This is a genomic window from Micromonospora sp. DT46, assembly GCF_049841735.1.
GTDB lineage: Bacteria > Actinomycetota > Actinomycetes > Mycobacteriales > Micromonosporaceae > Micromonospora > Micromonospora reichwaldensis.
Window position 1 is genome coordinate 685,047 of record NZ_JBNCKW010000002.1, and the last position, 25,027, is coordinate 710,073.

Below are 25,027 nucleotides of genomic sequence, written 5' to 3' on the forward strand. Positions count from 1 at the left end.
CCTCCCGCGCATCAGCCGCGGGAGCGCACTTCCTTCTCATCGTCCGTCCACAGCCGTCGTACGGCCATCGGCGACTGGACGCTCGGACGAATAGTTCGTGGACGGAGCTGACTAACATCTTGCGCACTGTCCATCTTGTCATCGACAAGTGCGCTTGTTCGTCGACGACATCCCCCTGGAACCGGAGTACACGATGCGCGACATGACGGCCACGCTGGCCGACCTCGAAGACCTCAACCTGGCCGACCTGGAGGTGTCCGACCTGCTGGAGGTGCACGCAGTGCGCGACGCGGTGGCCCTGCCGGAGACCGGTGCCTCGGCGAGCACCTCCGCCGTCTGGCAGTGGCTGGGCTACTCGTCCTGCGCCGCCCAGCTTCCCCAGTAGTCGTACCGGACCGGGGCTGACCGGTGGGGCCGGGGACGCCGACACCGGCGTTTCGCGGCCTCACCGGCTCGGCCGGGGTCGGTGCCGACGACCGCGTACGGAGGAGACCGTGACAACCACCCGCCAATCCCCTGCCCCGCCGGTGTCGCCGGCACCGGGCGGCCGAGTCGCGCCGGAGGTCCAGGTCGCCCCGTACGTGCTGATCCGCAGGACGGCGGTCGACCTGCCGGCTGCCGGTCCGGCCGGACGGCACCTGCGTCGCCTCCAGGACCAGCTCGTCGATCGACTGGTCGAGTGCCGGGCCCTCGGCCCCGAACTCACCGAGGAGCTGTACCGGCTCGGCGGTCAGGCCCCGACGGCGTACCGCCGCTCGGTCCTGCTACCGCTGCGGCGGGACGTACACAACGACCGGTCGCCGGCCAGCGACCTGCGCGACCGGCTCGGCGACCTGCCCGACCGACTGCCGGCGCTGGGGCGCTGGTTGCGGGCCCGGGCCGAGATCGACCGGCTCACCGGCGCCGTCGACGCCGGGTCGGCTGCGGCGCTGGCCGAGGAGCGCGTCGCACTCGCCGCCCTGTGCGGCAGCGAGCCGTTCGGCCGGGCGGTCGCGTTGACCAGCCCTGAGCTGTTGGCAGCGGTGCAGCGGACGGCGGCGCGCGGCGGCGAGCCGGACGCCCGGGGTCGCAAGTCCGAACCCACCGTGCTCCGTTACGCCTTGCGGGCCACCACCCGGACCAGCCCGCTCTCCTGGTTCACCATCGTCGGCTGGGCCCCCTGGCCGGATGCGGAAGCCGTCCCCGCCCCGCTGGCGTCCCCGCCCGATGGGGCGCCGCCGACCCACCTGGACCTCGCGGCGGGTCTGGACGTGACGGCGGCGGGGGAACCGGTGGCGGTGACCCGTCCTCCCGCCAGCCTGGTCGCCAGCCTCTTCCTGGCCGGGACCAGCCGCCCGGACCAGATGCTGCGCACCCCGCACCGGCTCGCGCCCGGCACCCGCGTGCAGGACGGGCACGTCGTGTTCTACCGCGAGCACCCGACGACCGGCGCCGACGGCATGCCGGTGATCCGGGAGGAACGGGTCCGGATGCCGCTGCGGCCCGCACTGGCCGCGATCATCCGGGTGCTCCGCGCCGCACCCGACGGACACCCGCCGGCGGCGCTCGTGGCGGCCCTCGGCCGAGGCGCCGCGCGCCCCGCCACGGACGCCGCCGAGGCCGAGCGGCTCGCGCAGCGTCTCGTCACCCAGCTCTGCGACGAACGCCTGCTGATCCCGGTACCGCCGACCACCGAGCACGACCCGGCGGCGCTGGCGGCGATCGCCGACTGGCTCGGCGACACCGGTGCCCCCGCCCTCGCCGAGCAGGTACGGCACCTCGACAGGGACATCCGGTCGCTGGCGGACGTCGACGCGGCGCGGCGCGGCCAGCTCGTACGTCGGATCGACGCCGGCTGGCACGAGGCCCTGCGGCAGCTCGGGGCCACCGCACCGGCCCAGGCGCCCGTCACCGAGGATGTCGTGCTATCCGGGCCGGTACGCCTGACCCGCCGGCCCGCGGACACCGCCGACCTGACCGCGCTGACCAGCCTCGCGCTGCTGTTCGACGAGGACCAGGTGCTGCGCCGGCTCCTGCGACACCGGTTCGTCGAGCGCTACGGTCCCGGGGCCCGCTGTGCCGACCTCGGCCAGTTCTTCGCCGAGATCGGCGCCGGCTTCGACGACCTGCCGACGGTGACCCAGGAGGGGGCCCTGGCGGGCGGTCCGATCGCCCGGGTGCCCGAGCTGGCCCAGCTGGCCACGCTGCGGCAGGAGGTGGTCCGGGCGGTACGCGCCGACGGCGGGAACGACGGCGTGGAGACCGTCATCGGTGCCGACCTGGTGGCCGAGGTGGCCGCGGCACTGCCCCGCTGGCTGCGGGCCCGGCCGGTGTCGTACGCCTTCTTCGGTCAGCACGGCCCGGACGGGTCGCTGCACCTCAACCACGTCTACGGCGGCTGGGGCCGGTTCACCAGTCGCTTCCTGGACCTCTTCGGCGACAGCGGCATGCGCGCCGCGGTGGCCGCCCAGCTCCGCCGGGTGCTGCCCGGCCGAGTGGCCCAGTTCCGGCCGGTGCACGGTTTCAACGCCAACCTGCACCCGCTGCTGCTCGGCGAGGACATCGGCGACGACCAGCGGCTGGGCGGGCTCGACCTCGCCTCGGTCGAACTGGTGCACGACCTGGCCGGCGACCAGATCCGGCTGCGCGATCCGGCCACCGGTGACCTGCTCGACGTGCTGTACCTCGGGTTCCTATCGCCGCCGGCGCTGCCGGCCCGGGTGGCCGCGCTGCTCGGCGACCTGGGCAGCGGCGAGGTGGGGCTCCGCCACCTGGCCGCGACCCGGACGGTGGCCGGTCCGGGCGGGCAGGCCGTCGTCTCCGACCGGCTCCGCTGTGGCCGCGTCGTCCTCGCCCGCCGGAGCTGGCGCTTCGACGACGGGGCCGAAGAGCACCTTCGCGAGCTCGGCTCGCCGTCGGTCGCCGCCGCCGCGGCGCTGCGGGCGGGCTGGGACCTGCCCGACCAGGTCTTCCTCAACCAGGGCAGCCGGCGCGACGGGCAGCCGCCCGCACCGGGCCACGCCGCGCAGCACCCCGGCGCCCAGGCCCGGCAGCCGTCGGAACGTCCGTCCGCCCCGCCGCCTCCCCCGGCGATCGCCGGGCTCCGGGAGGCGGTCGCCCGGCCCAAGCCGCAGTTCGTCGACCTGGCCAGCCCGCTGCACCTGCGCTGCGTGCCCCGATGGCTCGGGCGGATCACCGGCCGGCTGGTCGTCGAGGAGGCGCTGCCCCGCCCCGCCGGCCACGACCGGCCGCACCGGGTCACCGAGCTGGTCGTCGAGACCTACCTGCCGGCGGCCCCCCGGTGACCGGCCGGGCGCCGGCGTGCGACCGCACCACCGAGCCGAGTGGAGTCCAGCCATGACCGAGCCGAGGACGACCGGACTGGCTCCGACCACCGACGTCGTGTGCCACTACCACGAGGAGGCCAAGGCATCGCTGCTGCGCGACGCCGTCCTGCCCGTCGCGGAGCGGTTGCGCGGTGCCGGGCTGGCCGTCCACCTGGAACGGCACTGGTTGCACGGCCCGCACGTGCGCCTGCGGCTACGCGGCCCCGAGGCGCAACGGGCCACGGCCGCCGCCGAGGCCGCCGAACGGTTGCGTGGTCACCTGGCGGTGGCGCCGTCCCGGGCCGGGCTCGACGAGGAGCTGCTGCTGCGCCGGTCCGAGGCGGCCGGCCCGGCGGAACTCGTACCGCCCCCGTACGACCCGATCCACCCGGACAACACGGTGCTGGTGACCGCCGGCGACCAGAGTGCGCTGGCCGCGCTGCTGGGCACGCCGGGCGCGGTCGAGTGCCGTGCCGACGTCCTCGCCGCCGGGCTGGCTCCGGTGCGGGTGTCGCTCGACCAGCTCGCCCTCGTCGGGGACGCCCAGGCCGCCCGGGTGGGCGTCGTGGTCACCGCCATGGCCGCGCACGCCGACACCTGGCCGGGACGGCTGCTGTCCGGCTACCACACCTTCCTGTCGCACCTGGAGGACTTCCTCTTCGGCGAGCGGAACGACCTCCTGCGTCCGCGCTTCGCCGCCTTCGCCGACCGGGCCGGCGGGAGGTACCACGACCTGGTCCGCCAGGCGTCCACGCCGGACACCGCCGAGCCGGTGGCTGCGGCGTGGCGGGCGTGGAGCGCGGCGGCGTGGCGGATCGCCGAGCGGGCGTACGACGCGGGCGCGCTCGACGGGGCGTTCTCCGCCGAGTTCCGGCGGCGCACCACCTCGTTCGACGACGCCACCGCGATCCGGTGGGACCTGAGCCGTCGCGGGGCGAGCGCCTACCACCAGGCGCTGGAGGCGTCGGGCTTCCAACGGATCGCCGCGAGCCGCGAGTTCCAGGTCTACCGGTTCTGCACGAACATGCTCTACCAACTGCTGACGCTCTGCGACGTCGCGCCGCTGGAGCGGTACCTCGGGGCCCACCTGCTCGCCGAGGCCACCCAGGAGATCCACGGCGTGACATGGCAGGACGCCCTCACCGCCCGCACCGGGTGACCCGGGTGGAGGCGACGTGGGTGAGGTGACCCTGCGACCGGGCACCCTGGTCCGGGCGGTCGAGGGCGGGCTCCTCGTGAGCGGCTGGCGGGCCAGCTCGGTGGTGACCTGCCCGCCGGTCGCCGGCGAGCTGTGGCAACGGCTGGAGCCCTCCCTCCGCCGGGGGCTCGACCCGGCGACCGCCACCCTGGGACTGCCCGACCGGACCGCCAGGGCGGTGGGCTGGCTGCTCGGTCTCCTCGCCGAGCACGACCTCCTGGTCGACGTCCGGGTGCCGCTGGACGGCCATCCGTTGGCGGCCTGGCTGGCGGGGCTCGCGCAGGATCCGACCGCCGCGTTGGACGCGGTGTCGTGGTGCACGGTCGCGGTCACCGGCGAGGGCGACCTTCCACCGGCCGTACGGGCGGCACTGACCGCCTCCGGGCTCTCCACCGCGCCTGGAGAGGCTCTCCGTGCCCTGCGGGAGGTGCCCGGGGACGGCGGCGGCGCGGACCTGGTCGTGTGGGTCCGGACGGAGGACCCCGGCGAGCGTCGGGAGCCGCCCGTTCCCCCGTGGCCGGGGGCGGCTCCGCGGCAGCCCGGCTCCCTGCGGCCCGCGGTGCTGCCGGTGACGATCCGTCCGGACGGCGCGCTGATCGGCCCGCTGGACCCGGCCGGTCACCCCGCCGCCGCAGGCCAGGCCATCGCAGGCCAGACCGCCCCAGGCCAGACCGCCGCAGCCACGGACGCCGGTCCGGCCGGGTCGGCGACCGACCACCGGCTGCTGCCGTTCCTCGTGGCACACGAGGTGGTACGCGTGCTGGCCGGGCTCGCCGACGGCACGGCGCTGTCACTGCGCGGCGGGGTCGTCCAGCGCGTCGGCGAGCCGACCGACTCACAGCCCTGGCCGCCGGCCGCGCGGACCGTGGCGCCCGGCGCGCGGACCGGGGCACCCGCCACGCGGACCGGAGCGCTCGCCGGTGACGGGGCGCCGGGCACCGGACCGACGGCGGGAGCGGTGCCGGCCCGCCCACCGGTCGGCCTCGACACCGCGTCCCTCGGTTCGGGCGCAGCGGAGGACGTTCCGGTGCGGGTCATCGGGGACGACGACCGCCTGGTCCGGGCGATCGCCGTCGGCGCCTCGACCGTACGGCGGACGGATCGGCCCGTGGTGGTGGGCGTCGCGGCGGGCTGGCCGGTGGCCCGGCACCTGGCCGAGCAGCGGGCCGCCCACGCGGCCGGCAGGGCGTACCTGCCGGTGCGGGCGCGCGGGACGGCGATCGAGGTCGGCCCGTTGAGCCGCCCCGGTGTCGGCGGCTGCCTGCGGTGCGCCGACGCCCGGCAGGAGGCCGTCCTCGGCGCCGGCAGCCCCGCCACGCTGCTCGCCGGTGGCCGGCCGCTGCCGCTGCCGCCGTACTGGCACGGGCTGGTCGGCGAGCTGGTCGCCGGCCAGCTCGCCGACGACGCCGACCCGCGCCTGGCCAGCGTGCTGGCGGTGCGCGACGGCGCGATCAGTCGGCACCTGATCCGAGCGGTGCCGGACTGTCCAGACTGCGGTGCCCTGCCACCCGACTCGGCCGGGGCCGCCACGATCGCCCTGCGCCCCCGCCGGCAGGCCGCACCCGACCGCCTGCGGGTCCGTCCGGGACCGCCAGACCTGGCGGTGCTCCGCGCCGAACTGGTCGATCCCCGCTACGGGCCGGTGACGCACGTCCACACCGACCGGCAGGGCCCGCTCGCGCTCGCGGCGGCCGAGATACCCGTCCCCGGCCGCTCCGGTCGGGTCGGTGGATACGGGCGAGCCGCGGACCAACCGACCGCGCGGGTGCTGGCCCTGCTGGAGGCGGTCGAACGGGAGGCCGGACGCTACCCGCAGGCCCGCCGGACGACCACGCTGGGCAGCTACCGGGAACTCGCCGCCGACGCCGTCGATCCTGCCCGGCTGGGCCTGCCGGAGCCCGAGGCGGTCCGCCACCCCGGGTACCGGCTGGACCCCTTCACCCCGGACACGGTGACGTCCTGGGTGTGGGCGTACGACCTGGCGGGTGATCGGCCCGTCCTCGTGCCGGAGCACGCCGCCTACTACGGGGTGGACCGTACCGGGGCCGCCCGGTTCCTCTACGAGTCCTCCAGCGGCTGCGCCGTCGGTGGCTGCCTGGAGGAGGCGATCCTGCACGCCTGCCTGGAGACGATCGAGCGGGACGCCTTCCTGCTCACCTGGTACGCCGGCCGTACGCCGCCGGCTCTGGCGCTGCCGCCCGACGTCGATCCGCTGACCCGGCACCTCGCGGACCGGATCGCCGCGGAGGGCTACCGATTGCACCTGCTCGACATCACCAGCGACGTCGGGATACCGGCCGTCTGGGCCCTCGCCGTCACCGACCGACCCGACCGGGGCGCGACCTTCTCCGCCGCCGGGGCGCATCCCGATCCCCGCCGGGCCGCCGCGGCGGCGGTCCTGGAGGTCGGCGTGAACGTGACCGTCGCGCCGAAGGTGGCCCGCCCGCCGCGGGACCGACTGCTCGCCATGCTCGCCGATGCCGACCTGGTCGGGGAACTGGGGGACCACGCCGCGCTGCACCTGCTGCCGCAGGCCCTGCCCCGGTTCGACTTCGCGCTGCGGGAGGCCGCCGCCGGCCCGGCGCGACCGTTCGACGAGCACTTCGCCGGCTGGCGCGAGCGGTGGCTGCACCCCGACCTGACCGAGGTGCTGCGCAGGGTCGTCGACGCGATGGCCGCCGCCGGGACGCCGCCGCTGGTGGTGGACCAGACCGGGGCGGCCGAACGACGCCTCGGCCTGGCCGCCGTGAAGGTCCTCGCGCCCGGGGCCGTGCCGATGACCTTCGGGCACCTCAACCGGCGGGTCGACCTGCCCCGCCTGCGGCAGGCCCGGCTCGCCGCCCCCGACCACCTGATCCTGCCCCACCCGTTTCCCTGAAGGAGAGCCGAGCATGGCTCGCTGGTCCGCCCTGCACGTCCACCTGCACGCCGGCTCCGAGTGCACCGAGACGGTGCTGCGGGAGCACATCGTGCCGACCACGACGGACCTGCTCGCCCGGGGCGAGATCTCCTCCTGGTTCTTCGTCCGGTACTGGGAGGGCGGCCCGCACCTGCGCTGGCGGGTCGCCGGCGCGACGCCGGAGACGGTACGGCGGATGCGCGCCGGGCTGGTCGAAGCGGTAGCCGCGCTGCCGCCACCGGCCCGGGAACTGCGCCCGGCGGACTGGTACGCCCAGTTCGGAGTGCACACCTCCGACCGGTCCGACGGGACCGACCGGCCCGGCGAGACCGACCAGTCCGACGACACCGACCAACCCGACGGGACCGACCGGCCCGACCGGCCGGGCGTGGGGCAAGAGACCGGCGTGGGACACGGGGCCGGCGTGGGACACGGGGCCGGCAGTGGGCCGGAGCTGGGCTGGCAGCCGCACGGCACGGTGGTCGAGCAGTCGTACCGGCCGGAGGTCGACCGGTACGGCGGCCCGGACGCGATCGACGCGGCCGAGGAACTCTTCGCCGCGTCCAGCCGGGTCGCCGCGGCTGTGCTCGGCGCGCCACCCGCCCGCCGCCGGTCGACGGCCGTGGACCTGCTGTTCGGGTTCCTCACCGCCAGCGGCCTCACCGGGCACGAGGCGGTCCGGTTCCTGCGCGGCTACGCCAACGGGTGGACGCTGGTGCCCGAGGCGAACGGTCAGGACCTCGGCCTGGCCCTGATCGCGGCGGAACGCGACTTCCACGCCGACGCGTCCGTCTACCCGGCCCGGCAGCGGCTCATCGCCGACATCGTCACGCACGGCAGGGGCGCCGCCACCTCCGTGAACTACTGGGCGGACGAGGTCGCCGCCTACGTCGAGCGGCTACGGGCGCTCGACGGGCAGGGCCGGCTGCACGGCACGGTGCCCGGCATCCTCGCGTCGCAGCTGCACATGCTGCACAACCGCCTCGGGCTGAGCATCCCGGCCGAGTGCCACCTCGCCTGGCTCGCGTCGCTGGCGTACGGCGCACCGCCCGCAGCGCCGGACTTCCACGCCGACGGGATCGACGCCCCGGACCGCGCGTACCACCAGGGGTCGAAGTTCGTCCGTACGCGGTGGCCGAGCCAGCGTCCCCGTACCGTCGAGCCCGCACCGGGTCGCCCCCTCCCGTCCGACGCCGTGACCCTGGCACTGCCCGAGCCGACGCCGGGCGCGCTCGCCGACACCACGCTCGCCACGGTGTTGCTGGAGCGCCGCACCCGGTACGACTTCGGCCGAGCGGAGACCGGCGTGGCGGACCTGGGCCGGCTGCTGCGCTATGCGGCGGGTGACACCGCGCCAGCGGCCGACGGTCAGCGACGACTGGCGTACCCGACGCCGGGCGCCCTGGCGACCACCCGGCTGCTGGTGCTTCCCCGCCGGATCGCCTCGGTGCGGGCGGCACTCTACGAGTACCTGCCGGAGCGGCACGCCCTCCGGCGGGTGGCACCCGATCCGGGCGTCGACCGGCTGTCCCGGGTCGCCCCGCAGTTCGCGCCCACCGGTCCCGACGTCGTCCCCGGCGCCGACGGGCTCGACGTCGAGACGGTGCCGCTCTGGCTGTTCGTGGTCGCGGACCTCCGCCGGGCCCGGGCCCGGTACGGGCTGCGCGGCTACCGGTTCTCCGCCATGGAGACCGGCCACCTCGCCCAGAACCTGCTGCTCGCCGCGACGGCCCTCGGGCTCTCCGCCGCCCCGCTCGGCGGATTCTTCGACGACGAGCTCAACCACCTGCTGCTGCTCGACGGGCTGGACGCCAGCGCCCTCTACGCCCTCGCCCTCGGCTGAGGGCGGGTCCTGCGGGCCAGCCGACGGACCGGGCGGTCCCCGTCGGACCAGCCGGCGGATCGGGTGGTGCAGACGGGTCAGCCGACGGATCAGGTGGCCCCGACCGGCCAGCCGACGGATCGGGTGGTGCCGACCGGCCGGTGCCGGCTCACGCCGTGGTGCGGGACAGCACGGCGAGTTCGGCGGCGACCGCGGCGAGGATGGCGAGCACCAGCGGCCACGGGGTGCCGACCAGGGCGTAGAGCAGGATCAGGGCCGGGGCGGCGGCCGCCGCGTAGACGGCCAGGGCCAGCGTGCGGTCGGAGCGGAGCAGGCTCGGCAGGATGGTCCGGGACAGGCCGGGCAGCCGGGCGGCGAAGCGCCAGACCACCAGCGCCCCGCCGAGCGCCGCGAACGTCGCCGCGACGCGGGACAGCCCGGCGCTGCCCGGCGCCATACAGGCGATCAGCACGGCGGTGATCATCGTCCAGCCCGCGCCGTAGACCACGAGCTGGCGCAGGCCGAGCGAGATGGTCCGGCCGGAGTCGACCCGCCCGGGGCTCATCGACGCGGCCTCGGCGAGGTGTTCCAGCGCCTCGCTCCAGCGCCGCTGCTCCAGCCGGAGCACGCCGATGTCGTGGCGGGCCTCGGCGAGCTGCGGGTCCAGCCGCAACGCCTCCCGGTAGGCGCGCTCGGCCAGGTCGAACATCTGCATGTTCGCCGCCACCAGCCCGAGCACCAGGTGCGCCTGGGGATTCTCGGGTGCCAGCTCGATCCCGCGCCAGGCCGCGTTCAGCGCCGGCTGCCCGTTGCGCGAGCCGGCCAGGATCGCGGCGGCGCTGCTCTGCGCGTACGCGTCGTCGGGGCCCAGCGCCAGGATCCGGTCGGCGGTCCGGGCCGCCTCGGCGTACTCCTCCAGATCGCCGAGGGCGAGGGCGCGGGCGACCAGCGCCGGAACGCTGTCGGGGGCGGCGGCGACCGCGGCGTCGGCGGCGGTGCGCGCCTCCGTCGGCCGCCCGGCCGCGAGGTGGACCCGGGACAGCATGGTCAGCGCCCCGGCGTCGGCCGGGTCCAGGGCGACGGCGTAAGAGACCTCAGCCGCGGCCTCGTCGTAGCGACCGAGTTCGGCGAGGAGCTGGGCGCGTTGGAGGTAGCCGTCGGCGGCGGAGCGGTCTGAGGTGGCGTCGCTGGACATCGCGGCGAGCCTAGGCGGCCGGAGCCTCGTACACCAGGGCCACCGCGATGCCGGTGAGCCCCTCGCCGCGCCCGGGGAAGCCGAGGCCGTCGGTGGTGGCCGCGGAGACGGTCACCGGCGCGCCGACCGCCTCGGAGAGCACCCGCTGGGCCTCCTCACGGCGCGGGCCGATCTTGGGCCGGTTGCCGACCACCTGCACGGACACGTTGCCGATCGCGAAGCCGGCGGCCCGCACCCGGCGGGCGCTCTCGGTGAGCAGGGCGACGCCCGACGCGCCCGCCCACTCGGGCTGGCCCACGCCGAAGTTGGCGCCCAGGTCCCCGAGGCCGGCCGCCGAGAGCAGCGCGTTGCAGGCGGCGTGCGCGGCCACGTCGGCGTCCGAGTGCCCGGCCAGGCCGTCCTGGTCGGGCCAGTGCAGGCCGGCCACCCAGCACGGCCGGCCCGCCTCGAAGGCGTGCACGTCGGTGCCGATGGCCACCCGGGGAACGATCATGAGAAGAGGGTACGCGTCAGGCGCCCGTGGCGAGCAGATGCTCGGCCAGCGCCAGGTCGAACGGGCGGGTGACCTTCAGCGCGTACTCGGAGCCGGGGACGCAGGACACCGGGACGCCCTGCTTCTCGACCAGGCCGGCGTCGTCGGTGAGCGGGTCACCGGCGGCGGCGTGCGCGGCCGTCAGCACCGCCCGGCGGAAGCCCTGCGGGGTCTGCACCGCGCGCAGGGCGGAGCGGTCGACGGTGCCGAGGACGACCTCGTCGGCGCCGACCTCCTTGATCGTGTCGACGACGGGCAGCACCGGGATCACCGCGTCATGTCCGGCGCGGACGGCCGCCGCGACGGATTCCACCAGGTCGGGCGGGGTCAGCGCCCGGGCGGCGTCGTGCACGAGGACGATCTCCGGGCCGGCGGGCACCGCCGCGAGGGCGGCGGCCACCGACGCCTGCCGCTCGGCGCCACCGGGCACCACGGTCACCGGGGCGACCGGGGCGAGCAGCTCACGTACCGCCGCCACCTCGGCGGCCGGGGCGGCCACGACGATGGTGTGCACCGACGGCGCGGCGGCGAGCCGGCGGACCGCGTGCACCAGCAGGGGTTCCCCACCGAGCAGGCGCAACGCCTTGGGGCGGCCGGGGCCGAGCCGCACGCCGGCACCGGCCGCAGGCACGAGGACCGCGACGTCACCGCACGGATTGAGCTGCGCGGTCACGTCGCGGTCCTCGGTGGTTTGTTCGCTACGCATCGGGTACGACGATGCTGCGGGGACTAGGCCTCGGTCAGGACCTTGTCGAGCAGCGTCTCCGCCTCGTCCTTGGTGCTCTTCTCGGCCAGCGCGACCTCGCCGACGAGAATGTCACGGGCCTTAGCGAGCATGCGCTTCTCACCCGCGGAGAGACCCCGCTCCCGCTCCCGACGCCACAGGTCGCGGACGACCTCGGCGACCTTCAGCGGGTTACCGGAGGCCAGCTTCTCCAGATTCGCCTTGTAACGCCGCGACCAGTTGGTCGGCTCCTCGGTGTGCGGTGCACGGAGCACGTCGAAGACCTTGCCGAGGCCCTCTTCGCCGACCACCTCGCGCACACCCACGATCTCGGCGTTCTCGGCGGGCACCCGGACCGTCAGGTCACCCTGCGCGACCTTCAAGACGAGGTATTGCTTAGGCTCGCCCTTGATCACCCGAGTCTCGATTGCCTCGATGAGTGCGGCCCCGTGGTGGGGGTAAACAACGGTCTCGCCGACACTGAAAACCATAGGTTCGAAACCCCTTTCGCTGTGTCTAGGGTAACACGCTCAGGCACCGATGTCTCACCGCTGTCCTGACCGTTGGCGCAGCTCAGGGGCCCTGTGAGAGGTCTTTCTTCAGCTTGACAGACCGCCAAACCAGTGGTTTGACCACGCTCCGTAACGCTCGGATGACGTCCCGGTACGAGTGACGCGAACGTCGAGATCAAGGGCTATGCGCTCCTCCCATGGTAGCCCGCCGGCCGGGTACGCGCCCAGGTGTAGCGGCAGCCCGCCCCGTGCGGGACGCTGGAGACCGAGCCGCTGTCCGCTCGCCGAGACGTCCTGGGGGTCCGATGGGCAAGCCCGACGCAGACGGCCCCGGACTGCCCGACCTGCCACCCGAGTGGGGCCGGGTGGTCGTGCCGGACGACGCCTCCGCGCTCGCCGCCGAGGCCGAACAGCTCCGCCGCGAGCTGGGTGGCACGCCCCGGCACGCCGTCCCGCCTCCGCCGGCCCGGTCCCCGTTCGCCCTCGCCCTGCTGGTGCTGCTGGTGGCGGTGCTGACCACCCTCGCCGGCCTCGCGGCGGTCACCTGGCCCCGGCCCGGCCGGTCCACCCCGGAGCCCACTCCCACCCCGTACGCGCCGCCGGCCGGGGCGGCCGGTCGACCGCTGCCCGCGCTGGACCTGGTCGACGCCGGCCAGTCACCGGTGCCCCTGCGCGGACTGGTGCCAGCGATGATCATCCTCGTGGACGGCTGCCCCTGCCCGGCCGACGTGGCCACCGCCGCCACCCTGGCACCGGCCGGCGTCACGGTGGTCACCGTCGCCGGCACCCGGCCCGCACGCGCCACGCCGCCCGCCGGGGCCACGGTGCGACCGCTCGCCGACCCGGCCGGCGGGCTGCGCTCCTTCCTGCACCTGCCGGCCCGCCCCGGCGCCGTCACCGCGCTGCTGGTGGACCGGACCGGCGTCCTCGTCAAGGTGGTCCCCGAGATCCACTCCGCCGAGGACTACCGCGCCGACCTGACCCGCCTCGCCGCCTGAGCCGCCCCGCCAGGGTGGTCAGGGCAGGGCGACCAGCTGCGCATCGACCCGCAGCGGCTCCGCGTTGGCGCTCGACAGCGAGACCTGGAACGGCCCGCCCCTGCCGGTGACCTCCGTCGACGTGACCGAGCCGTCGCAGGCGCTGGTGATCGGGTCGGCCGCCCAGGCCCCCTCGACCACGATCAGCAGCTCTCCCGGGCCGACGCAGCGGTACTGGAGCAGGTGACGCGCCCCGCCCTCGGCGGAGGCCCTCTTGACGAGACCCTCCGCCGGACTGAGCACGGCCCGGGCGGTCCAGACCGTGTCGGGGAAGCTGGCCAGCCTGCCCCGACGCCCGTCGCCCGCCTGGAGCGGGTCGTCCCCGGCGCGGCGCTGCTCCGGGTCCTCGACGTCCACCCGCACCGTCGTGCCCTCACGCGTCTCCGTCCGGACCGTCGCGCCGCCACGCGGATCCGTCCGCACCGTCGCGCCACTGCGCGGGTCGACGAGCCAGAAGCTGGCGGGCCGTCCGGATCCCTCAGCGGGCACGACGAACCGGACGTGGGCGTCCGGCGGGGCGGCGAACCGGACCCGGTCCGCCGGTGCGACGTTCGACAGGTCCGGCACGGGGCCGGTGCGGGGCGCCTCGGCCTGCCACCACCAGCCGCCGCCGACCAGCGCGGCCAGCCCCGCCACGGCCAGTACGGCGCCGCGCAGCCGATCGTCGGCCCCGACGCCAGCCGTGTGCCCACCCGCGTCCGGCCCGGTCTCCGGCCGGTCTGCCGCATCGGCGTCCATCATCAGAGGGTAACCGTGCCGGGCGAACCGCTCACTCCTGTCCGTTCCAGCAACGCGGCGAAGAGGGTCAGGCCGGGGCCGAACGCCAGCATCACCACCCGCCGCGGCGGCGACGCGGCCCGGCGCAGCCGGTCCAGGATCAGCAACACCGTCGGCGACGAGCAGTTGCCGTGCTCGTCCAGGGTCGCCCGGGACGCCGCCAGGCCCTCCGGCGGCAGGGCCAGCTCCCGCTCGACCACGTTCAGGATGCGCGGGCCGCCCGGGTGCACCGCCCAGCCGTCCACCTCGGACAGCGTCGTGCCGTGCCGGGCCAGCAGCCCCTCGACCAGGCCCCGGACGTGCGTGGAGAGCACCTGCGGCACCTTCGGCGACAGCCCCATCCGGAAACCCGTGTCGGTGACGTCCCAGGTCATGTGGTCGGCCGTCGAGGTGTCCGTGACGGACGTGACCTCGCGCAGCGCGTACCCCCGGCCGCCGGGAACGACCACGGCGGCGACTGCGGCGTCCGAGAAGAGCGCATGGGAGACGATCTGCTGGGTGTCCACCCGGGCGCTGGAGGGCTGGATGTGCAGGCTGGTCAGCTCCGCGCAGAGCAGCAGCGCGGGCCGGCCCCGGGCGGTGACGAAGTCGCTCGCCGCGCCCAGGCCCGGCAGCGCGGCGTAGCAGCCCATGTGCCCGACGAACAGGCGCTGCGTGTCCGGGGCCATGCCCAGGTCCCGGGCGAGCAGGATGTCCAGCCCCGGGGTGGCGTACCCGGTGCACGAACAGACGACGAAGAGCCCGACGTCGCCGGCGGAGAGGCCGGCGGCCGTCAGTGCCCGACCCACCGCCTCCTTGCCCAGCGGCAGCGCCTCGACCAGGTAGCGGCGCATCCGCCGCTCCGTGGGCCAGTCGGATACGTCCTCCAGCAACGGGTTCACGGCAGCCTGCCGGTGGGTGACCCCTGAGTGCGCGAAGATCCGCTGCGCCAGCGCCCGCGTGCTGCCGGAGAAGTGCTTCGAGAAGAAGCCCTCCCACAGGTCGTCCTGCGCGGCCGACGGCGGGTGTGCCGTCCCCAGCCCCGCGATCACCGGTACGGCCACCATGCCCACCTCTCGTCCGGCCTTGCGCACCGGGCGGTCGAACCCGCCCCTGGACGGGCCGTGCGCCCGCGCGTCCGCCGACCCGGCGGACCCCCCACGCTCACCAACGAGGCACCGTTCCGTCGCGGTCCGGGTCACCGCCCAGCGCGGCGACGCCCAGCCAGTCCGCGCAGACGTCCGACGTCGCCGGGTGCAGCGAGCCGCAGCGGGCGTCCCGGTAGAGCCGCTCCAGCGGATGTCCCCGCCGGGTCGCGGACGTGCCGGCCGCCTCCAGCACGGACGCGGCCACGTCGGCGGCGGTGGTGCCGGCGAGCAGCTTCGCCCGCCAGACCCAGCGGTTGGTCTCCGCGTCGCCCGGCGCCTCGTCCACCCGGCGGGCCGCCTCCGCGACCACCAACTGGGCCGCCGCCACCGCCGCGTCGGCCCGACCCAGGCGGGACCGGACCGCCGGCAGGCCGGCGAGGTTGCGGGCGTTCAGGTGCTCGGCCGCCGCGTCGAGGGCCGCCCGGGCCACCCCCACGTAGACGGCGGCGTAGCTGGCGACCAGCCAGTGCGGCATGAGCTGGGCGACCACCAGGGCCAGCCCCTCCACGCCGCCGAGCAGCCGGTCGGCCGGCACGGTCACGTCCAGGTGCAGGTCGTGCGAGGAGGTCGCGCGCATGCCGAGCGAGTCCCACGTGGGCTCGACGGTCAGCCCGTCGCCGGCCGGCACCAGGAACTGGGAGACCACCGACTGGTCGACGGCGCTGCGGGCGGCCACCAGGTAACCGTCCGCGTGCCCGGCCCCGGAACAGAACGTCTTGCTGCCCTTGAGGTGCCAACCGCCGTCGGCCGGCTCGTAGACGGTGCTGAGCTGGGAGAGCCGGGCACCGGCGCCGCGCTCGCTCATCGCCACGGCGTACCAGGAGCCCTGGGCGGCGGCGGTGAGCAGCCGGTCCCGGGCGGCCAGCGCCTCGGCCGGGACGCCGAGCGCCTCGGCCAGTTCCTCGGTCACCGCGCCGAGCGCGCCGGTGACCGAGGCGTGCATGTTGAAGACCAGGGCCGTCGCGCCGTTGCCCCGGGCCAGCTCGGTGGCGACCGCGGCGTACTCGGCGAAGGTGGCGCCCATCCCGCCGAGGGCGGCGGGAACCATCAGGCCGAAGAGCCCGGCCTCGCGCAGGTCACGGAAGTCCTCGACCGGGAACGAGCCGTCCCGGTCGTGCTCGGCCGCCCGGGCGGCCAGCCTCGGTGCCAGGCGGCGAGCCGCCTCCAACGCGTGCTGCGTCATACAGCCCCCTTCTCGGCCCTCTCCCTACCCAGGGACGGGCACCGCTATCCGCTCCGCGTACCACGCCCCTGGTAGAGCACGGCCGTCGACCAGGTCGGCACGATCCGCGGCGGCGGGCCGGCGACCGTCGCGTGCGGACGGTCGGTCGGGACCGCGTACGGACGGCCGGCGGCGCGCATCCGGCGGACCAGCCAGCCGAGCAGGCCGGGCATCCCCGGCCGGATGCCCCGCAGGCGCAGGTCGACCCCGTGCCGGGCGCACTCCGCCACCAGCGCCCGGGCGTCCACGAACAACCGTGGATCGTGGATGCCCTTCGGCACCGTGGGCAGCCGCTCGGCGATCCGCACGGCCAGCAGGCGGCTCAGCGCCGTGTCGTTCAACGTGTCCAGGACGAGCAGGCCGCCGGGCCGCAGCAGCCGGCACGCCTCGGCCACCGCGCGCCGCCAGTCCGGCACGTGCTCCAGCAACTCGCCCGCCGCGACCACGTCGGCGCAGCCGTCGACCAGCGGTACGGCGGTCACGTCGCCGTTGACGACGGTCACCCCGTGCGCGGCGGCCTGCGCCAGGGCCGACCGGGTGAGGTCGACGCCGACGTGCCGGTAGCCCTTGCCGGCCAGGTGCGGGGCGAGCAGCCCGGCGCCGCAGCCGAGGTCGACGAGGAGGGCGCCGGGGCGGGACGCCGACGGCACGAGCGCCGCGCGGGCCTCAGCCAGCCAGTGCAGCATCGCGAACGCGCCGTCCGGCCGCCACCACTCGCCGGCCAGGTCGTCGTACTGGCGCGGATCGTTGCGTGGCAGGGTGCGGCCCGCGTCTGGCATGGACCGAGCGTGGCACGACTGCCCGGTAACGACCAGACTTTCCTCATGTCGCCAACGGTGCTAGGGCTGGTCAGGGCGAGTCACCCGGAGCCGGCCGCCGCGGTCACCACGGTGGCCGGGCTGCTCGCGTGGGGCGTCGGGCACCGGCCGGGCGGGATCCTCGCCGTGGTGCTCACCGTGGCGGCCAGCCAGCTCGCCGTCGGCTGGGCCAACGACGCGCTCGACGCCGACCGGGACGCCACGGTGGGGCGTACCGACAAGCCGGTCGCCGCCGGCGCGGTCGGTCGGCGCGCCACGGCCGTGGCCGCGGCGGTGGCCGCGCTCGCCACCCCGGCGCTGGCGCTGGCCACCGGCCCGGCCGCCGCGCTCTGCGCCACCCTCGGGCTGGTCTCCGCGCTGCTCTACGACTGGCCGCTGAAGTCGACCCCGGTCTCGGTGCTGCCCTACGCGGTCTCCTTCGGCTCGCTGCCCGCCTTCGTCGTGCTGGCGCTGCCCGGAGCGGTGGTGCCGCCGGTCTGGCTGGTCGCCGCCGCGGCCTGCCTGGGCGCCGGGGCGCACTTCGCCAACGTCCTGCCCGACCTGGCCGACGACGCCCGGACGGGGGTGCGTGGGCTGCCGCACCGGCTCGGTCCGGCCGGCAGCCGGGCCGCCGCCGCGCTGCTGCTGCTCGCGGCGACCGCCACGCTGGTCCTCGGGCCGCCCGGGCCGCCGTCGGGGGTCGGCCTCGCCGCGGTCGTGGCCGCCGTCGTGGTGCCGCCGCTGAGCTGGTACGCGGGACGCGCCACCACCCGGGCCGGCGGCCGGCAGGTGGCCGCCTTCCGGGCCGTGATGCTGGTCGCCCTCATCGACGTCGTCCTGCTCGTCACGAGCGGCCGACTGGTGTGACGCGCGTCCCCCCGGGTGCCATCTCCGGGTCGGCGTGCGGGCGTGGATCAGGCCCAACTACCCTGGAGCGCGGTCTGCGCGGGCATGGCCACCATGCCCGGCGTGAGCACCGGGTGGGATCGTGACGAGGAGGACCGACGTGACGCGCTCGATCAGGGGTTCCCGGCGGGCGGCCCTGCTGCTGTCCGGGATGGCCGCGGCGACCGGGCTGCTGCTGTCCGGCTGCGGCGCCGGCCAGGTCTCCGAGACCGCCAACAAGGCGCCGTCGGTCCAGGGCGTCAACCTGTCGGCCGGCAACGGCTCCTACGCGGTCCGCGGCCTGCTGGTCGAGTTCCCCGGCACCGAGGGCTACAAGGCGGGTGCCAACGCCGTCCTGAGCGCCGTGATCTACAACGACTCGCCGAACCCGGTGACCGTGACCGTGACCACCGACAGCGCGCGCGAGGTGGTGATCACCGGCACCGGCGCCTCGGCCAGCCCGTCTGCGTCCCCGAGCGAGTCGGAGTCGCCCGCCCCGTCCGGGTCGCCCTCGCCGGCGGAGTCGGCCAGCCCGGGCGCCCCCGAGAGCCCGTCGGGATCGGCCAGCCCGGGCGCCTCCGAGAGCCCGTCGGAGTCGGTCAGCCCCGGTGCCCCGGAGAGCCCGGCCCCCGAGAGCCCGGCCGCGCCGGCCGGCGAGCCGGCCCGGATCGAGATTCCGCCGCTGAGCTACGTGCAGCTCAGCGCCCAGTCGAACCGGGTCTTCCAGCTCATCGGCCTGAACGAGGCGCTGCGCTCCGGCCAGAACGTCACCCTGACCTTCGATTTCGGCAACGGTGCCACGGTCACCGGCCCGGCCCCGGTCGCCGTGCCGCTCACCCCGGCCGCGCCCCCGTCGAAGATCGTCGAGCGCCTGGGCGGCTACGAGGAGAACGAGGGCGGCGGTCACTGACCCTCCGCCCCGCTGTTTCCGACGACACCGTCGGCGTGGTGACCGCCACGCCGGCGGTGTCTTCGTCATACCGGGGGACTAACGTCCCGGTGTGACCACCTCCCGATCGAGCTCCCCCCGCGCCGGCGGGGCCGGCGGGCGCGGCCGGGCCGCCGCTCGCGAGCCCCGGCCGGCCTACGAGTGCGACGCCTGCGGGCACCAGCCGCCGAAGTGGGTCGGGCGCTGCCCGGAGTGCGGCGAGTGGGGCTCGGTGGTCGAGTGCACGGTCACCGGCCCGACGGTCTCCGGAAAGGTGGTCAGCTCCCGGATGCCGGCCGAGCCGGCCCGGCCGATCGCCACCATCAGCGCCGCACCGGCAAGGGCCCGCCCCACCGGGGTCAGCGAGCTCGACCGCGTCCTCGGCGGCGGCCTGGTCCCCGGCGCGGTGGTGCTGCTCGCCGGGGAGCCGGGGGTCGGCAAGTCCACCCTGCTGCTCGACGTGGCCCAGCAGTGGGCCGCCGGCGCCGGCAGCCCCTCGCTGGTGGTCAGCGGCGAGGAGTCGGTCAGCCAGGTCCGGCTGCGCGCGGAGCGGATGGGCGCCCTGCACGACCAGCTCTACCTCGCGGCCGAGAGCGACCTCGCCGCGGTGCTCGGTCACCTCGACGCGGTCAAGCCGGGCCTGCTGGTGCTCGACTCGGTGCAGACCATCTCCACCAACAACGCCGAGGGCGTGTCGGGCGGGGTGACCCAGGTGCGGGCGGTCACCGCCGCCCTGGTCGCGGTGGCCAAGGAGCGGGGCATCGCCACCGTGCTGGTCGGCCACGTCACCAAGGACGGCCAGGTGGCCGGGCCCCGGGTGCTGGAGCACCTGGTCGACGTGGTGCTGCACTTCGAGGGCGACAAGCACTCCTCGTTGCGCATGGTGCGCGGCGTGAAGAACCGGTTCGGCGCCGCCGACGAGGTGGGTTGCTTCGAGATGCACGAGGGCGGCATCAGCAGCCTGGCCGACCCGTCCGGGCTCTTCCTGACCCGCTATTCGGAGCCGGTGCCCGGCACCTGCGTCACGGTGGCGATGGAGGGGCGCCGGGCACTCGTCACCGAGGTGCAGGCGCTGATCGGCGCGACCGTGGCCGGTTCGCCCCGGCGGACGGTCTCGGGGCTCGACTCGGCCCGGCTCGCGATGGTGCTGGCCGTGCTCCAGCGACGCACCGAACGCCTGACCCTGCACGACCGGGAGGTCTTCGCGGCCACCGTCGGCGGCATCCGGGTGGTGGAGCCGGCGGCCGACCTCGCCGTGGCCCTCGCCGTCGCCTCGGGCGGGCTCAACCTGGCCATCGCGCCGCACCTGGTGGCGATCGGCGAGGTCGGCCTGACGGGGGAGGTGCGCCGTGTCGGCGCCGTGCCGCGCCGGCTGGCCGAGGCGGCCCGGCTCGGCTTCCGGCTCGCGCTGGTGCCGACCGGCTGCGGCCCCGAGAGCACCGGCGTCACGCCGGAGCACATGCGGGTGATCGAGGTGACCGACGTACGCTCGGCGCTCCAGGCCGTCGCCCGGGCCTCCGCCGAGTGACCGCCGAGAATGGTCGGCGGAACGTCCGGTCCGATACCGGACAGCCCGGACGCCAGCCCACGGTCCGGGCGAGGTGGGGCATCGTGACACATCACAGTAACCACGACAGCACCCACCGCAGGGCAGTCCGTAGACTGTGTCCGTGCCGATCGACCGCGACACCGCCAAGCCTGCTGGCGCGACACCCCACGCCCGCACCGGCGCCGTGGGCTCCCCCGCCCGCGCGATCAGCGTGACCGTGACCGGCGGCGCCGGGGGCGCCGGTGACCCGTTGCGGGCGAACCTGGCCCTGATGGCCCCGGGCACCGCCCTGCGCGACGGCCTCGAGCGCATCCTGCGCGGCCGGACGGGCGCGTTGATCGTCCTCGGCTACGACAAGGTGGTCGAGGGTCTCTGCACCGGTGGGTTCCCGCTCGACGTCGAGTTCTCCGCCACCCGGGTACGGGAGCTGTGCAAGATGGACGGCGCGGTCGTGCTCTCCAGCGACGGCACCCGCATCGTGCGGGCCGCCGTGCACCTGATGCCCGACCCCACCATCCCGACCGAGGAGTCCGGCACCCGGCACCGCACGGCGGAGCGGGTGGCCCGGCAGACGGGCTACCCGGTCATCTCGGTCAGCCAGTCGATGCGGATCATCAGCCTCTACGTCAACGGCCAGCGGCACGTGCTGGACGACTCGGCGGCGATCCTGTCCCGTGCCAACCAGGCGCTCGCCACGCTGGAGCGCTACAAGCTCCGGCTCGACGAGGTCTCCGGCACCCTCTCCGCCCTGGAGATCGAGGATCTCGTCACCGTACGGGACGCGGTCGCGGTGGTGCAGCGGCTGGAGATGGTCCGCCGGATCGCCGACGAGATCGCCGGCTACGTGGTGGAGTTGGGCACCGACGGTCGCCTGCTCGCCCTCCAGCTCGACGAGCTGATGGCCGGCGTCGACGCCGACCGCACCCTGGTGATCCGGGACTACCTGCCGGCCGGCCGGAAGTCCCGCACCCTCGACGAGGCCCTGGTGGAGCTGGATCTGCTCGGCGCCACCGAGCTGATCGACCTGGTCGCGGTCGCCAAGGCCATCGGCTACCCGGCCGCGTCCGACGCGCTCGACGCGGCGGTCAGCCCGCGCGGGTTCCGGCTGCTGGCCAAGGTGCCCCGGCTGCCGGTCGCCGTGGTCGACCGCCTCGTCGTGCACTTCGGCAGTCTCCAGCGGCTGCTGGGCGCCACGGTCGAGGATCTCCAGGCCGTCGAGGGGGTCGGCGACGCACGCGCCCGGGGCGTCCGCGAGGGGCTGTCCCGGCTCGCCGAGGCGTCGATCCTCGAACGCTACGTCTGACCCGGCCGTACGCCGGCCGCCGGCCCGGCCCACACGGTCACAGCTTCCGGGGCCACACCGCCACCGCCATCCGTCGGGCGATCCCGGCCCGGCCGACCGACCGCGCGGCGGCCCGGTCTGTCCGGCAGCCCAGTGTCCGGCTGGCCGCCCGGCCCACGGGTGGTCAGTCGGTGACGGTGAGCTTGACCGGCTCGCTGAGCTTGGTGCCGACCCGGGCGTAGACCTGGTAGGTGCCGGCCGGCGGGTTGGGGCCCGCCGCCACCCCGTTGGCGCACTTGGTGGTGTCGCGGCCGTTCCAGCCCACCTGGTAGGCGCGCTCGAAGCCCGGGGTGAAGGACTGCACGTCGGAACCCTGGGCGGTGCCGCACGTGTCGGACGACCAGACCTTCTCGGCCCCCGACTTGATGAACAGCTCCTGCACGGAGGCGCCGACATCGCGGCTGCACGTCCGCTCGGAGCGATTCTTGATCTTGAGCTGGAGGTCCACCACGGCCCCCCGGACCACCGAGGCGGGCTGGGCCACCGGGGTCACCGTGATCTCGGCGTCCGTGCAGGCGCCGTCACCGGCGGCCGGCACGACGGGCGCCACCGGCGGCGAGTCGGTGGTGACCGGCTCGCCCGACGGATCGTCGGCGTCAGGGCCGTCCGCCGCACCCGGCGAGGGCCCCCCGGTCTGCGGGGCGAGCACCGAACCGGTGGGTTCCGGCGAGGCACCGGACGACGTCGCGCCCGGAGTGGGCTGCGCGTCACCGCCCTTCTTCGCGTTCCGGTCCGATCCGGTGCACGAATAGAGCAGGACAATCAGGAAGAGAAGCCCGGCTCCGAGTACGACGGCGCGACGCCGCCAGTACACGGCGGGGGACAGGGGGCCGACCGTCAGACGCATGATGTCCCCACCGTAGCGGCGCGGGGCACGCCAGCCCCGCACGACGCGCCGAGTCGCCCACCGCTCAGCGCACCGACCCTCCACATGCGACGGCTCCGGCTGCCGACCGTGTCCCGCCGGCGACGCTGGGTCGCCGCGCCGCCGGCACTCAGAGGTACACCTTGCGCTGGTAGATGGCGTGGGCACCCGCGACCCGGTCCAGGAAGAGCAGGCCGGCGCAGTGGTCGATTTCGTGCTGGAGGGCCCGCGCCTCGAACCCGTCCGTCACCAGCCGTACGGGCCGACCGGTGCCGGGCAGGACGCCCTCCACCACCAGCCGGCTCGCCCGCTTGACGTCCCCGGTCAGGTCGGGCACCGACATGCACCCCTCGCGCGCCACCTTCCACCGGCTCGCCTCGACGACCCGGGCGTTGCACAGCACGAAGGTGCCGTGCACGGTGAGCGCCTTCGGGTGGCCCGTCACGTCCACCGCGAAGACCTGCGCACCCACGCCGACCTGCGGGGCGGCCAGCCCCACGCAACCCGGGGACACCCGCATGGTGGCGATCAGGTCGGCGGCCAGCCGTACCGTCTCCGGCGCCGTTGGATCCACCTCGCCGCCGGAGCGGCTGAGCACCTGCTCCGGCGCGCACACCACCGGCCGCACCTCCCCCGGAACGGCCAGGGACTCCGGGGTCCAGTCGCCGAGGCCGACGTACGCCTCGATCTCCGGTCCGCGCCCCGCGCCGGTCACAGCAGGTCCGGATCGGCCGGCCGGAGGGTCACCCCGACGCCCAACTCCTCGGCCGTCGCCGCCAGCCGCCCGGCCAGCCCGTCGGCCGTGCCGGGCGGCAACTCCACCTCGGCGACCACCACGTACAGCGAGCCGGTGAGGCGGGTACTCAGGTCGGTGACGTTGCCGCCGGCGTCGGCGAGCACCCGGGTCATGGCCGCCACGATGCCCATCCGGTCCGCGCCGTGCACCGCCAGCACGTACGGCTCGCCGGCGGGAGCCGTCTCGCCGTCGGGGGTGACCGCGCGTACGGTGGCCAGCAGTTGACCGTCGGCGGAGAGCGGCGCCAGCGCGGCCTCGACGTCGGCGGCGGCCGGGCCCACGCAGATCAGGGTCATCGCGAAGTGCCCCCGCAGCCGGGTCATGGTGCTGTCGGTGAGGTTCGCGCCGAGCCGGGCGAGCAGCTCGGCGACGTCGGCCACGATGCCTGGCCGGTCCCGGCCGATGACGGTGATCGCGAGCTCGTTCATCCGGGCATTCTGCCCGATCCGTCCGCCGCCGCGGCAGCGCCCCGCCCGGACCGCCCAGCCAGCGGGACGGTAGTGGCGCCCCGTCGTGGCACCGTCGCCCGCACCGCCCCGGCGACGGGACACGTGACATCATCGGCGACGCGATGTCTGAGCCCACTTTCGCCACCCTGGTCAGCCGGTGGTACGAGGAGAACGCCCGCGACCTGCCATGGCGCGGACCCGACGTGACCCCGTGGGCCATCCTGGTCAGCGAGGTCATGCTCCAGCAGACGCCTGTCGTACGCGTGCTCCCCGCCTGGGAGGCCTGGCTGGCGCGCTGGCCCGAACCGGCCGCGCTGGCGGCGGACAGCCCCGCCGAGGCGATCCGGATGTGGGGGCGGCTCGGCTATCCCCGTCGGGCGGTGCGGCTGCGCGACTGCGCGCTGGCGATCGTCGAGAGGCACGGCGGGCAGGTCCCCGACCGGCTGGACCAGTTGCTGGCGCTGCCGGGCGTCGGCACGTACACGGCCCGGGCGGTGGCCGCGTTCGCGTACGGTCAGCGGCACCCGGTGGTCGACACCAACGTGCGGCGGGTGGTCTGCCGGGCGATCGCCGGCGAACCGGACGCCGGCCCGGCGACCCGCCCGGCCGACCTGGTCGCCACCGAGGAACTGCTCCCCGTCGAACCGGCCGCCGCCGCCCTGGCCAGCGCGGCCTTCATGGAGCTGGGCGCGGTGGTCTGCGTCGCCAGGTCGCCCCGCTGCGGCGTCTGCCCCGTCGAATCGGTCTGCGCCTGGCGCGCGTCCGGCCGCGAGGCGCCCGCGGGTCCGACCCGCCGCCCCCAGCGGTACGCCGGCACCGACCGCCAGGTACGCGGGCTGCTGCTCGGCGTACTACGGGAGACGGCCGGGCCGGTGCCGCACCAGCGGCTCGACCAGGTGTGGGCCGACGACGTCCAGCGGTCCCGGGCGCTCGCCGGACTGGTGCGGGACGGTCTCGTGGAACCGGTCGGCGAATCCTCGTTCCGCCTCGTCGGCGACGGGCCACCCGTCCCGGTGGGCTGACCCGGCGCGGACGCTGGGCGGCGCCGGGTCGGCGTGGGCCAGCC

Annotated in this window: 22 protein-coding genes; 11 read left to right on the forward strand and 11 right to left on the reverse strand. The window is 75.7% G+C overall.

Features of this window, described 5'->3' with window-relative positions; genetic code table 11:
* The first annotated feature begins 148 nt into the window (after positions 1-148).
* From ACLQ20_RS07560 to ACLQ20_RS07580, 5 genes are all read left to right on the forward strand, one after another.
* Complete coding sequence (locus tag ACLQ20_RS07560; RefSeq protein WP_225852132.1) at positions 149-385, forward strand: thiopeptide-type bacteriocin; 237 nt, start codon at positions 149-151, stop codon at positions 383-385.
* Positions 386-494: 109 nt separating this feature from the next.
* A complete protein-coding gene (locus ACLQ20_RS07565) occupies positions 495-3,284 on the forward strand; it encodes a lantibiotic dehydratase (RefSeq protein WP_425854678.1) in 2,790 nt (929 codons plus the stop codon).
* 52 nt (positions 3,285-3,336) lie between these two features.
* Positions 3,337-4,464, forward strand: a complete 1,128-nt coding sequence (locus tag ACLQ20_RS07570) for a lantibiotic dehydratase C-terminal domain-containing protein (RefSeq protein WP_425854680.1) — start codon at positions 3,337-3,339, stop codon at positions 4,462-4,464.
* Between the two features lie 16 nt (positions 4,465-4,480).
* Positions 4,481-7,381, forward strand: a complete 2,901-nt coding sequence (locus tag ACLQ20_RS07575) for a TOMM precursor leader peptide-binding protein (RefSeq protein ID WP_425854682.1) — start codon at positions 4,481-4,483, stop codon at positions 7,379-7,381.
* Positions 7,382-7,394: 13 nt separating this feature from the next.
* The gene (locus ACLQ20_RS07580; RefSeq protein WP_425854684.1) at positions 7,395-9,245 is read left to right on the forward strand and encodes a thiopeptide-type bacteriocin biosynthesis protein; all 1,851 of its coding nucleotides are present in this window, start codon (positions 7,395-7,397) and stop codon (positions 9,243-9,245) included.
* A 148-nt stretch (positions 9,246-9,393) separates the two neighbouring features.
* Here the strand turns inward: ACLQ20_RS07580 and ACLQ20_RS07585 are convergent, their stop codons facing one another.
* From ACLQ20_RS07585 to ACLQ20_RS07600, 4 genes are read right to left on the reverse strand one after another with little or no spacing between them, the layout of a single operon-like run.
* The gene (locus tag ACLQ20_RS07585; RefSeq protein WP_425854686.1) at positions 9,394-10,419 is read right to left on the reverse strand and encodes a tetratricopeptide repeat protein; all 1,026 of its coding nucleotides are present in this window, start codon (positions 10,417-10,419) and stop codon (positions 9,394-9,396) included.
* 10 nt (positions 10,420-10,429) lie between these two features.
* Positions 10,430-10,912 (reverse strand): 2-C-methyl-D-erythritol 2,4-cyclodiphosphate synthase, encoded by a 483-nt coding sequence (gene ispF / locus ACLQ20_RS07590; RefSeq protein ID WP_089003124.1) that lies wholly within the window; start codon positions 10,910-10,912, stop codon positions 10,430-10,432.
* 16 nt (positions 10,913-10,928) lie between these two features.
* On the reverse strand, positions 10,929-11,624 hold the full coding sequence (gene ispD, locus ACLQ20_RS07595; protein ID WP_132239894.1) for a 2-C-methyl-D-erythritol 4-phosphate cytidylyltransferase: 696 nt from the start codon (positions 11,622-11,624) through the stop codon (positions 10,929-10,931).
* 56 nt (positions 11,625-11,680) lie between these two features.
* Positions 11,681-12,166, reverse strand: a complete 486-nt coding sequence (locus ACLQ20_RS07600) for a CarD family transcriptional regulator (RefSeq protein ID WP_091626665.1) — start codon at positions 12,164-12,166, stop codon at positions 11,681-11,683.
* A 326-nt stretch (positions 12,167-12,492) separates the two neighbouring features.
* Between ACLQ20_RS07600 and ACLQ20_RS07605 the strand changes: the two genes are divergently transcribed.
* Positions 12,493-13,185: a hypothetical protein gene (locus tag ACLQ20_RS07605; RefSeq protein ID WP_425854688.1), complete on the forward strand. Its 693-nt coding sequence runs from the start codon at positions 12,493-12,495 to the stop codon at positions 13,183-13,185.
* Positions 13,186-13,203: 18 nt separating this feature from the next.
* Here ACLQ20_RS07605 and ACLQ20_RS07610 read toward each other — a convergent pair whose 3' ends face one another.
* The 4 genes from ACLQ20_RS07610 to ACLQ20_RS07625 all read right to left on the reverse strand — a co-directional run bounded on the left by ACLQ20_RS07610 (position 13,204) and on the right by ACLQ20_RS07625 (position 17,129).
* Positions 13,204-13,962: a hypothetical protein gene (locus tag ACLQ20_RS07610; RefSeq protein WP_358121153.1), complete on the reverse strand. Its 759-nt coding sequence runs from the start codon at positions 13,960-13,962 to the stop codon at positions 13,204-13,206.
* 2 nt (positions 13,963-13,964) lie between these two features.
* On the reverse strand, positions 13,965-15,053 hold the full coding sequence (locus ACLQ20_RS07615; protein WP_192581362.1) for a type III polyketide synthase: 1,089 nt from the start codon (positions 15,051-15,053) through the stop codon (positions 13,965-13,967).
* Between the two features lie 91 nt (positions 15,054-15,144).
* Positions 15,145-16,311, reverse strand: a complete 1,167-nt coding sequence (locus tag ACLQ20_RS07620) for an acyl-CoA dehydrogenase family protein (RefSeq protein ID WP_151454110.1) — start codon at positions 16,309-16,311, stop codon at positions 15,145-15,147.
* Between the two features lie 44 nt (positions 16,312-16,355).
* A complete protein-coding gene (locus ACLQ20_RS07625) occupies positions 16,356-17,129 on the reverse strand; it encodes a methyltransferase domain-containing protein (RefSeq protein ID WP_425854690.1) in 774 nt (257 codons plus the stop codon).
* A gap of 45 nt (positions 17,130-17,174) precedes the next feature.
* Here ACLQ20_RS07625 and ACLQ20_RS07630 point away from each other — a divergent pair, with 45 nt between their 5' ends.
* The 4 genes from ACLQ20_RS07630 (at position 17,175) to disA (ending at position 21,812) form a co-directional block, all read left to right on the forward strand.
* A complete protein-coding gene (locus ACLQ20_RS07630; RefSeq protein ID WP_425854692.1) occupies positions 17,175-18,014 on the forward strand; it encodes a UbiA family prenyltransferase in 840 nt (279 codons plus the stop codon).
* A gap of 139 nt (positions 18,015-18,153) precedes the next feature.
* Positions 18,154-18,942 (forward strand): hypothetical protein, encoded by a 789-nt coding sequence (locus ACLQ20_RS07635; protein WP_425854693.1) that lies wholly within the window; start codon positions 18,154-18,156, stop codon positions 18,940-18,942.
* A gap of 91 nt (positions 18,943-19,033) precedes the next feature.
* Positions 19,034-20,488 carry a DNA repair protein RadA gene (radA, locus tag ACLQ20_RS07640; protein ID WP_151454106.1) on the forward strand — a complete coding sequence of 485 codons (1,455 nt, stop codon included), beginning with the start codon at positions 19,034-19,036 and terminating at the stop codon, positions 20,486-20,488.
* A gap of 142 nt (positions 20,489-20,630) precedes the next feature.
* On the forward strand, positions 20,631-21,812 hold the full coding sequence (gene disA, locus ACLQ20_RS07645) for a DNA integrity scanning diadenylate cyclase DisA (RefSeq protein WP_151454105.1): 1,182 nt from the start codon (positions 20,631-20,633) through the stop codon (positions 21,810-21,812).
* 163 nt (positions 21,813-21,975) lie between these two features.
* Here the strand turns inward: disA and ACLQ20_RS07650 are convergent, their stop codons facing one another.
* The 3 genes from ACLQ20_RS07650 to ACLQ20_RS07660 all read right to left on the reverse strand — a co-directional run bounded on the left by ACLQ20_RS07650 (position 21,976) and on the right by ACLQ20_RS07660 (position 23,940).
* Entirely contained in the window at positions 21,976-22,698 is a 723-nt protein-coding gene (locus tag ACLQ20_RS07650; RefSeq protein ID WP_151454104.1) for a hypothetical protein, read from the reverse strand.
* A gap of 148 nt (positions 22,699-22,846) precedes the next feature.
* A complete protein-coding gene (locus tag ACLQ20_RS07655; RefSeq protein ID WP_393166894.1) occupies positions 22,847-23,404 on the reverse strand; it encodes a peptide deformylase in 558 nt (185 codons plus the stop codon).
* 23 nt (positions 23,405-23,427) lie between these two features.
* Positions 23,428-23,940 carry a glycine cleavage system protein R gene (locus ACLQ20_RS07660; protein WP_151454102.1) on the reverse strand — a complete coding sequence of 171 codons (513 nt, stop codon included), beginning with the start codon at positions 23,938-23,940 and terminating at the stop codon, positions 23,428-23,430.
* Positions 23,941-24,083: 143 nt separating this feature from the next.
* Here ACLQ20_RS07660 and ACLQ20_RS07665 point away from each other — a divergent pair, with 143 nt between their 5' ends.
* Positions 24,084-24,983, forward strand: a complete 900-nt coding sequence (locus tag ACLQ20_RS07665) for an A/G-specific adenine glycosylase (RefSeq protein WP_151454101.1) — start codon at positions 24,084-24,086, stop codon at positions 24,981-24,983.
* Positions 24,984-25,027: the final 44 nt, after the last annotated feature.

Coding starts and splice junctions, on each gene's coding strand:
- ACLQ20_RS07570 (WP_425854680.1), top strand. CDS start 3,337: ATGACCGAGCCGAGGACGACCGGACTGGCTCCGACCACCGACGTCGTG.
- ACLQ20_RS07605 (WP_425854688.1), top strand. CDS start 12,493: ATGGGCAAGCCCGACGCAGACGGCCCCGGACTGCCCGACCTGCCACCC.
- ACLQ20_RS07665 (WP_151454101.1), top strand. CDS start 24,084: ATGTCTGAGCCCACTTTCGCCACCCTGGTCAGCCGGTGGTACGAGGAG.
- ACLQ20_RS07580 (WP_425854684.1), top strand. CDS start 7,395: ATGGCTCGCTGGTCCGCCCTGCACGTCCACCTGCACGCCGGCTCCGAG.
- ACLQ20_RS07610 (WP_358121153.1), bottom strand. CDS start 13,962: ATGGACGCCGATGCGGCAGACCGGCCGGAGACCGGGCCGGACGCGGGT.
- ACLQ20_RS07625 (WP_425854690.1), bottom strand. CDS start 17,129: ATGCCAGACGCGGGCCGCACCCTGCCACGCAACGATCCGCGCCAGTAC.
- ACLQ20_RS07620 (WP_151454110.1), bottom strand. CDS start 16,311: ATGACGCAGCACGCGTTGGAGGCGGCTCGCCGCCTGGCACCGAGGCTG.
- ispF (WP_089003124.1), bottom strand. CDS start 10,912: ATGATCGTTCCCCGGGTGGCCATCGGCACCGACGTGCACGCCTTCGAG.
- ACLQ20_RS07585 (WP_425854686.1), bottom strand. CDS start 10,419: ATGTCCAGCGACGCCACCTCAGACCGCTCCGCCGCCGACGGCTACCTC.
- ACLQ20_RS07630 (WP_425854692.1), top strand. CDS start 17,175: ATGTCGCCAACGGTGCTAGGGCTGGTCAGGGCGAGTCACCCGGAGCCG.
- ACLQ20_RS07600 (WP_091626665.1), bottom strand. CDS start 12,166: ATGGTTTTCAGTGTCGGCGAGACCGTTGTTTACCCCCACCACGGGGCC.
- ACLQ20_RS07650 (WP_151454104.1), bottom strand. CDS start 22,698: ATGCGTCTGACGGTCGGCCCCCTGTCCCCCGCCGTGTACTGGCGGCGT.
- ACLQ20_RS07660 (WP_151454102.1), bottom strand. CDS start 23,940: ATGAACGAGCTCGCGATCACCGTCATCGGCCGGGACCGGCCAGGCATC.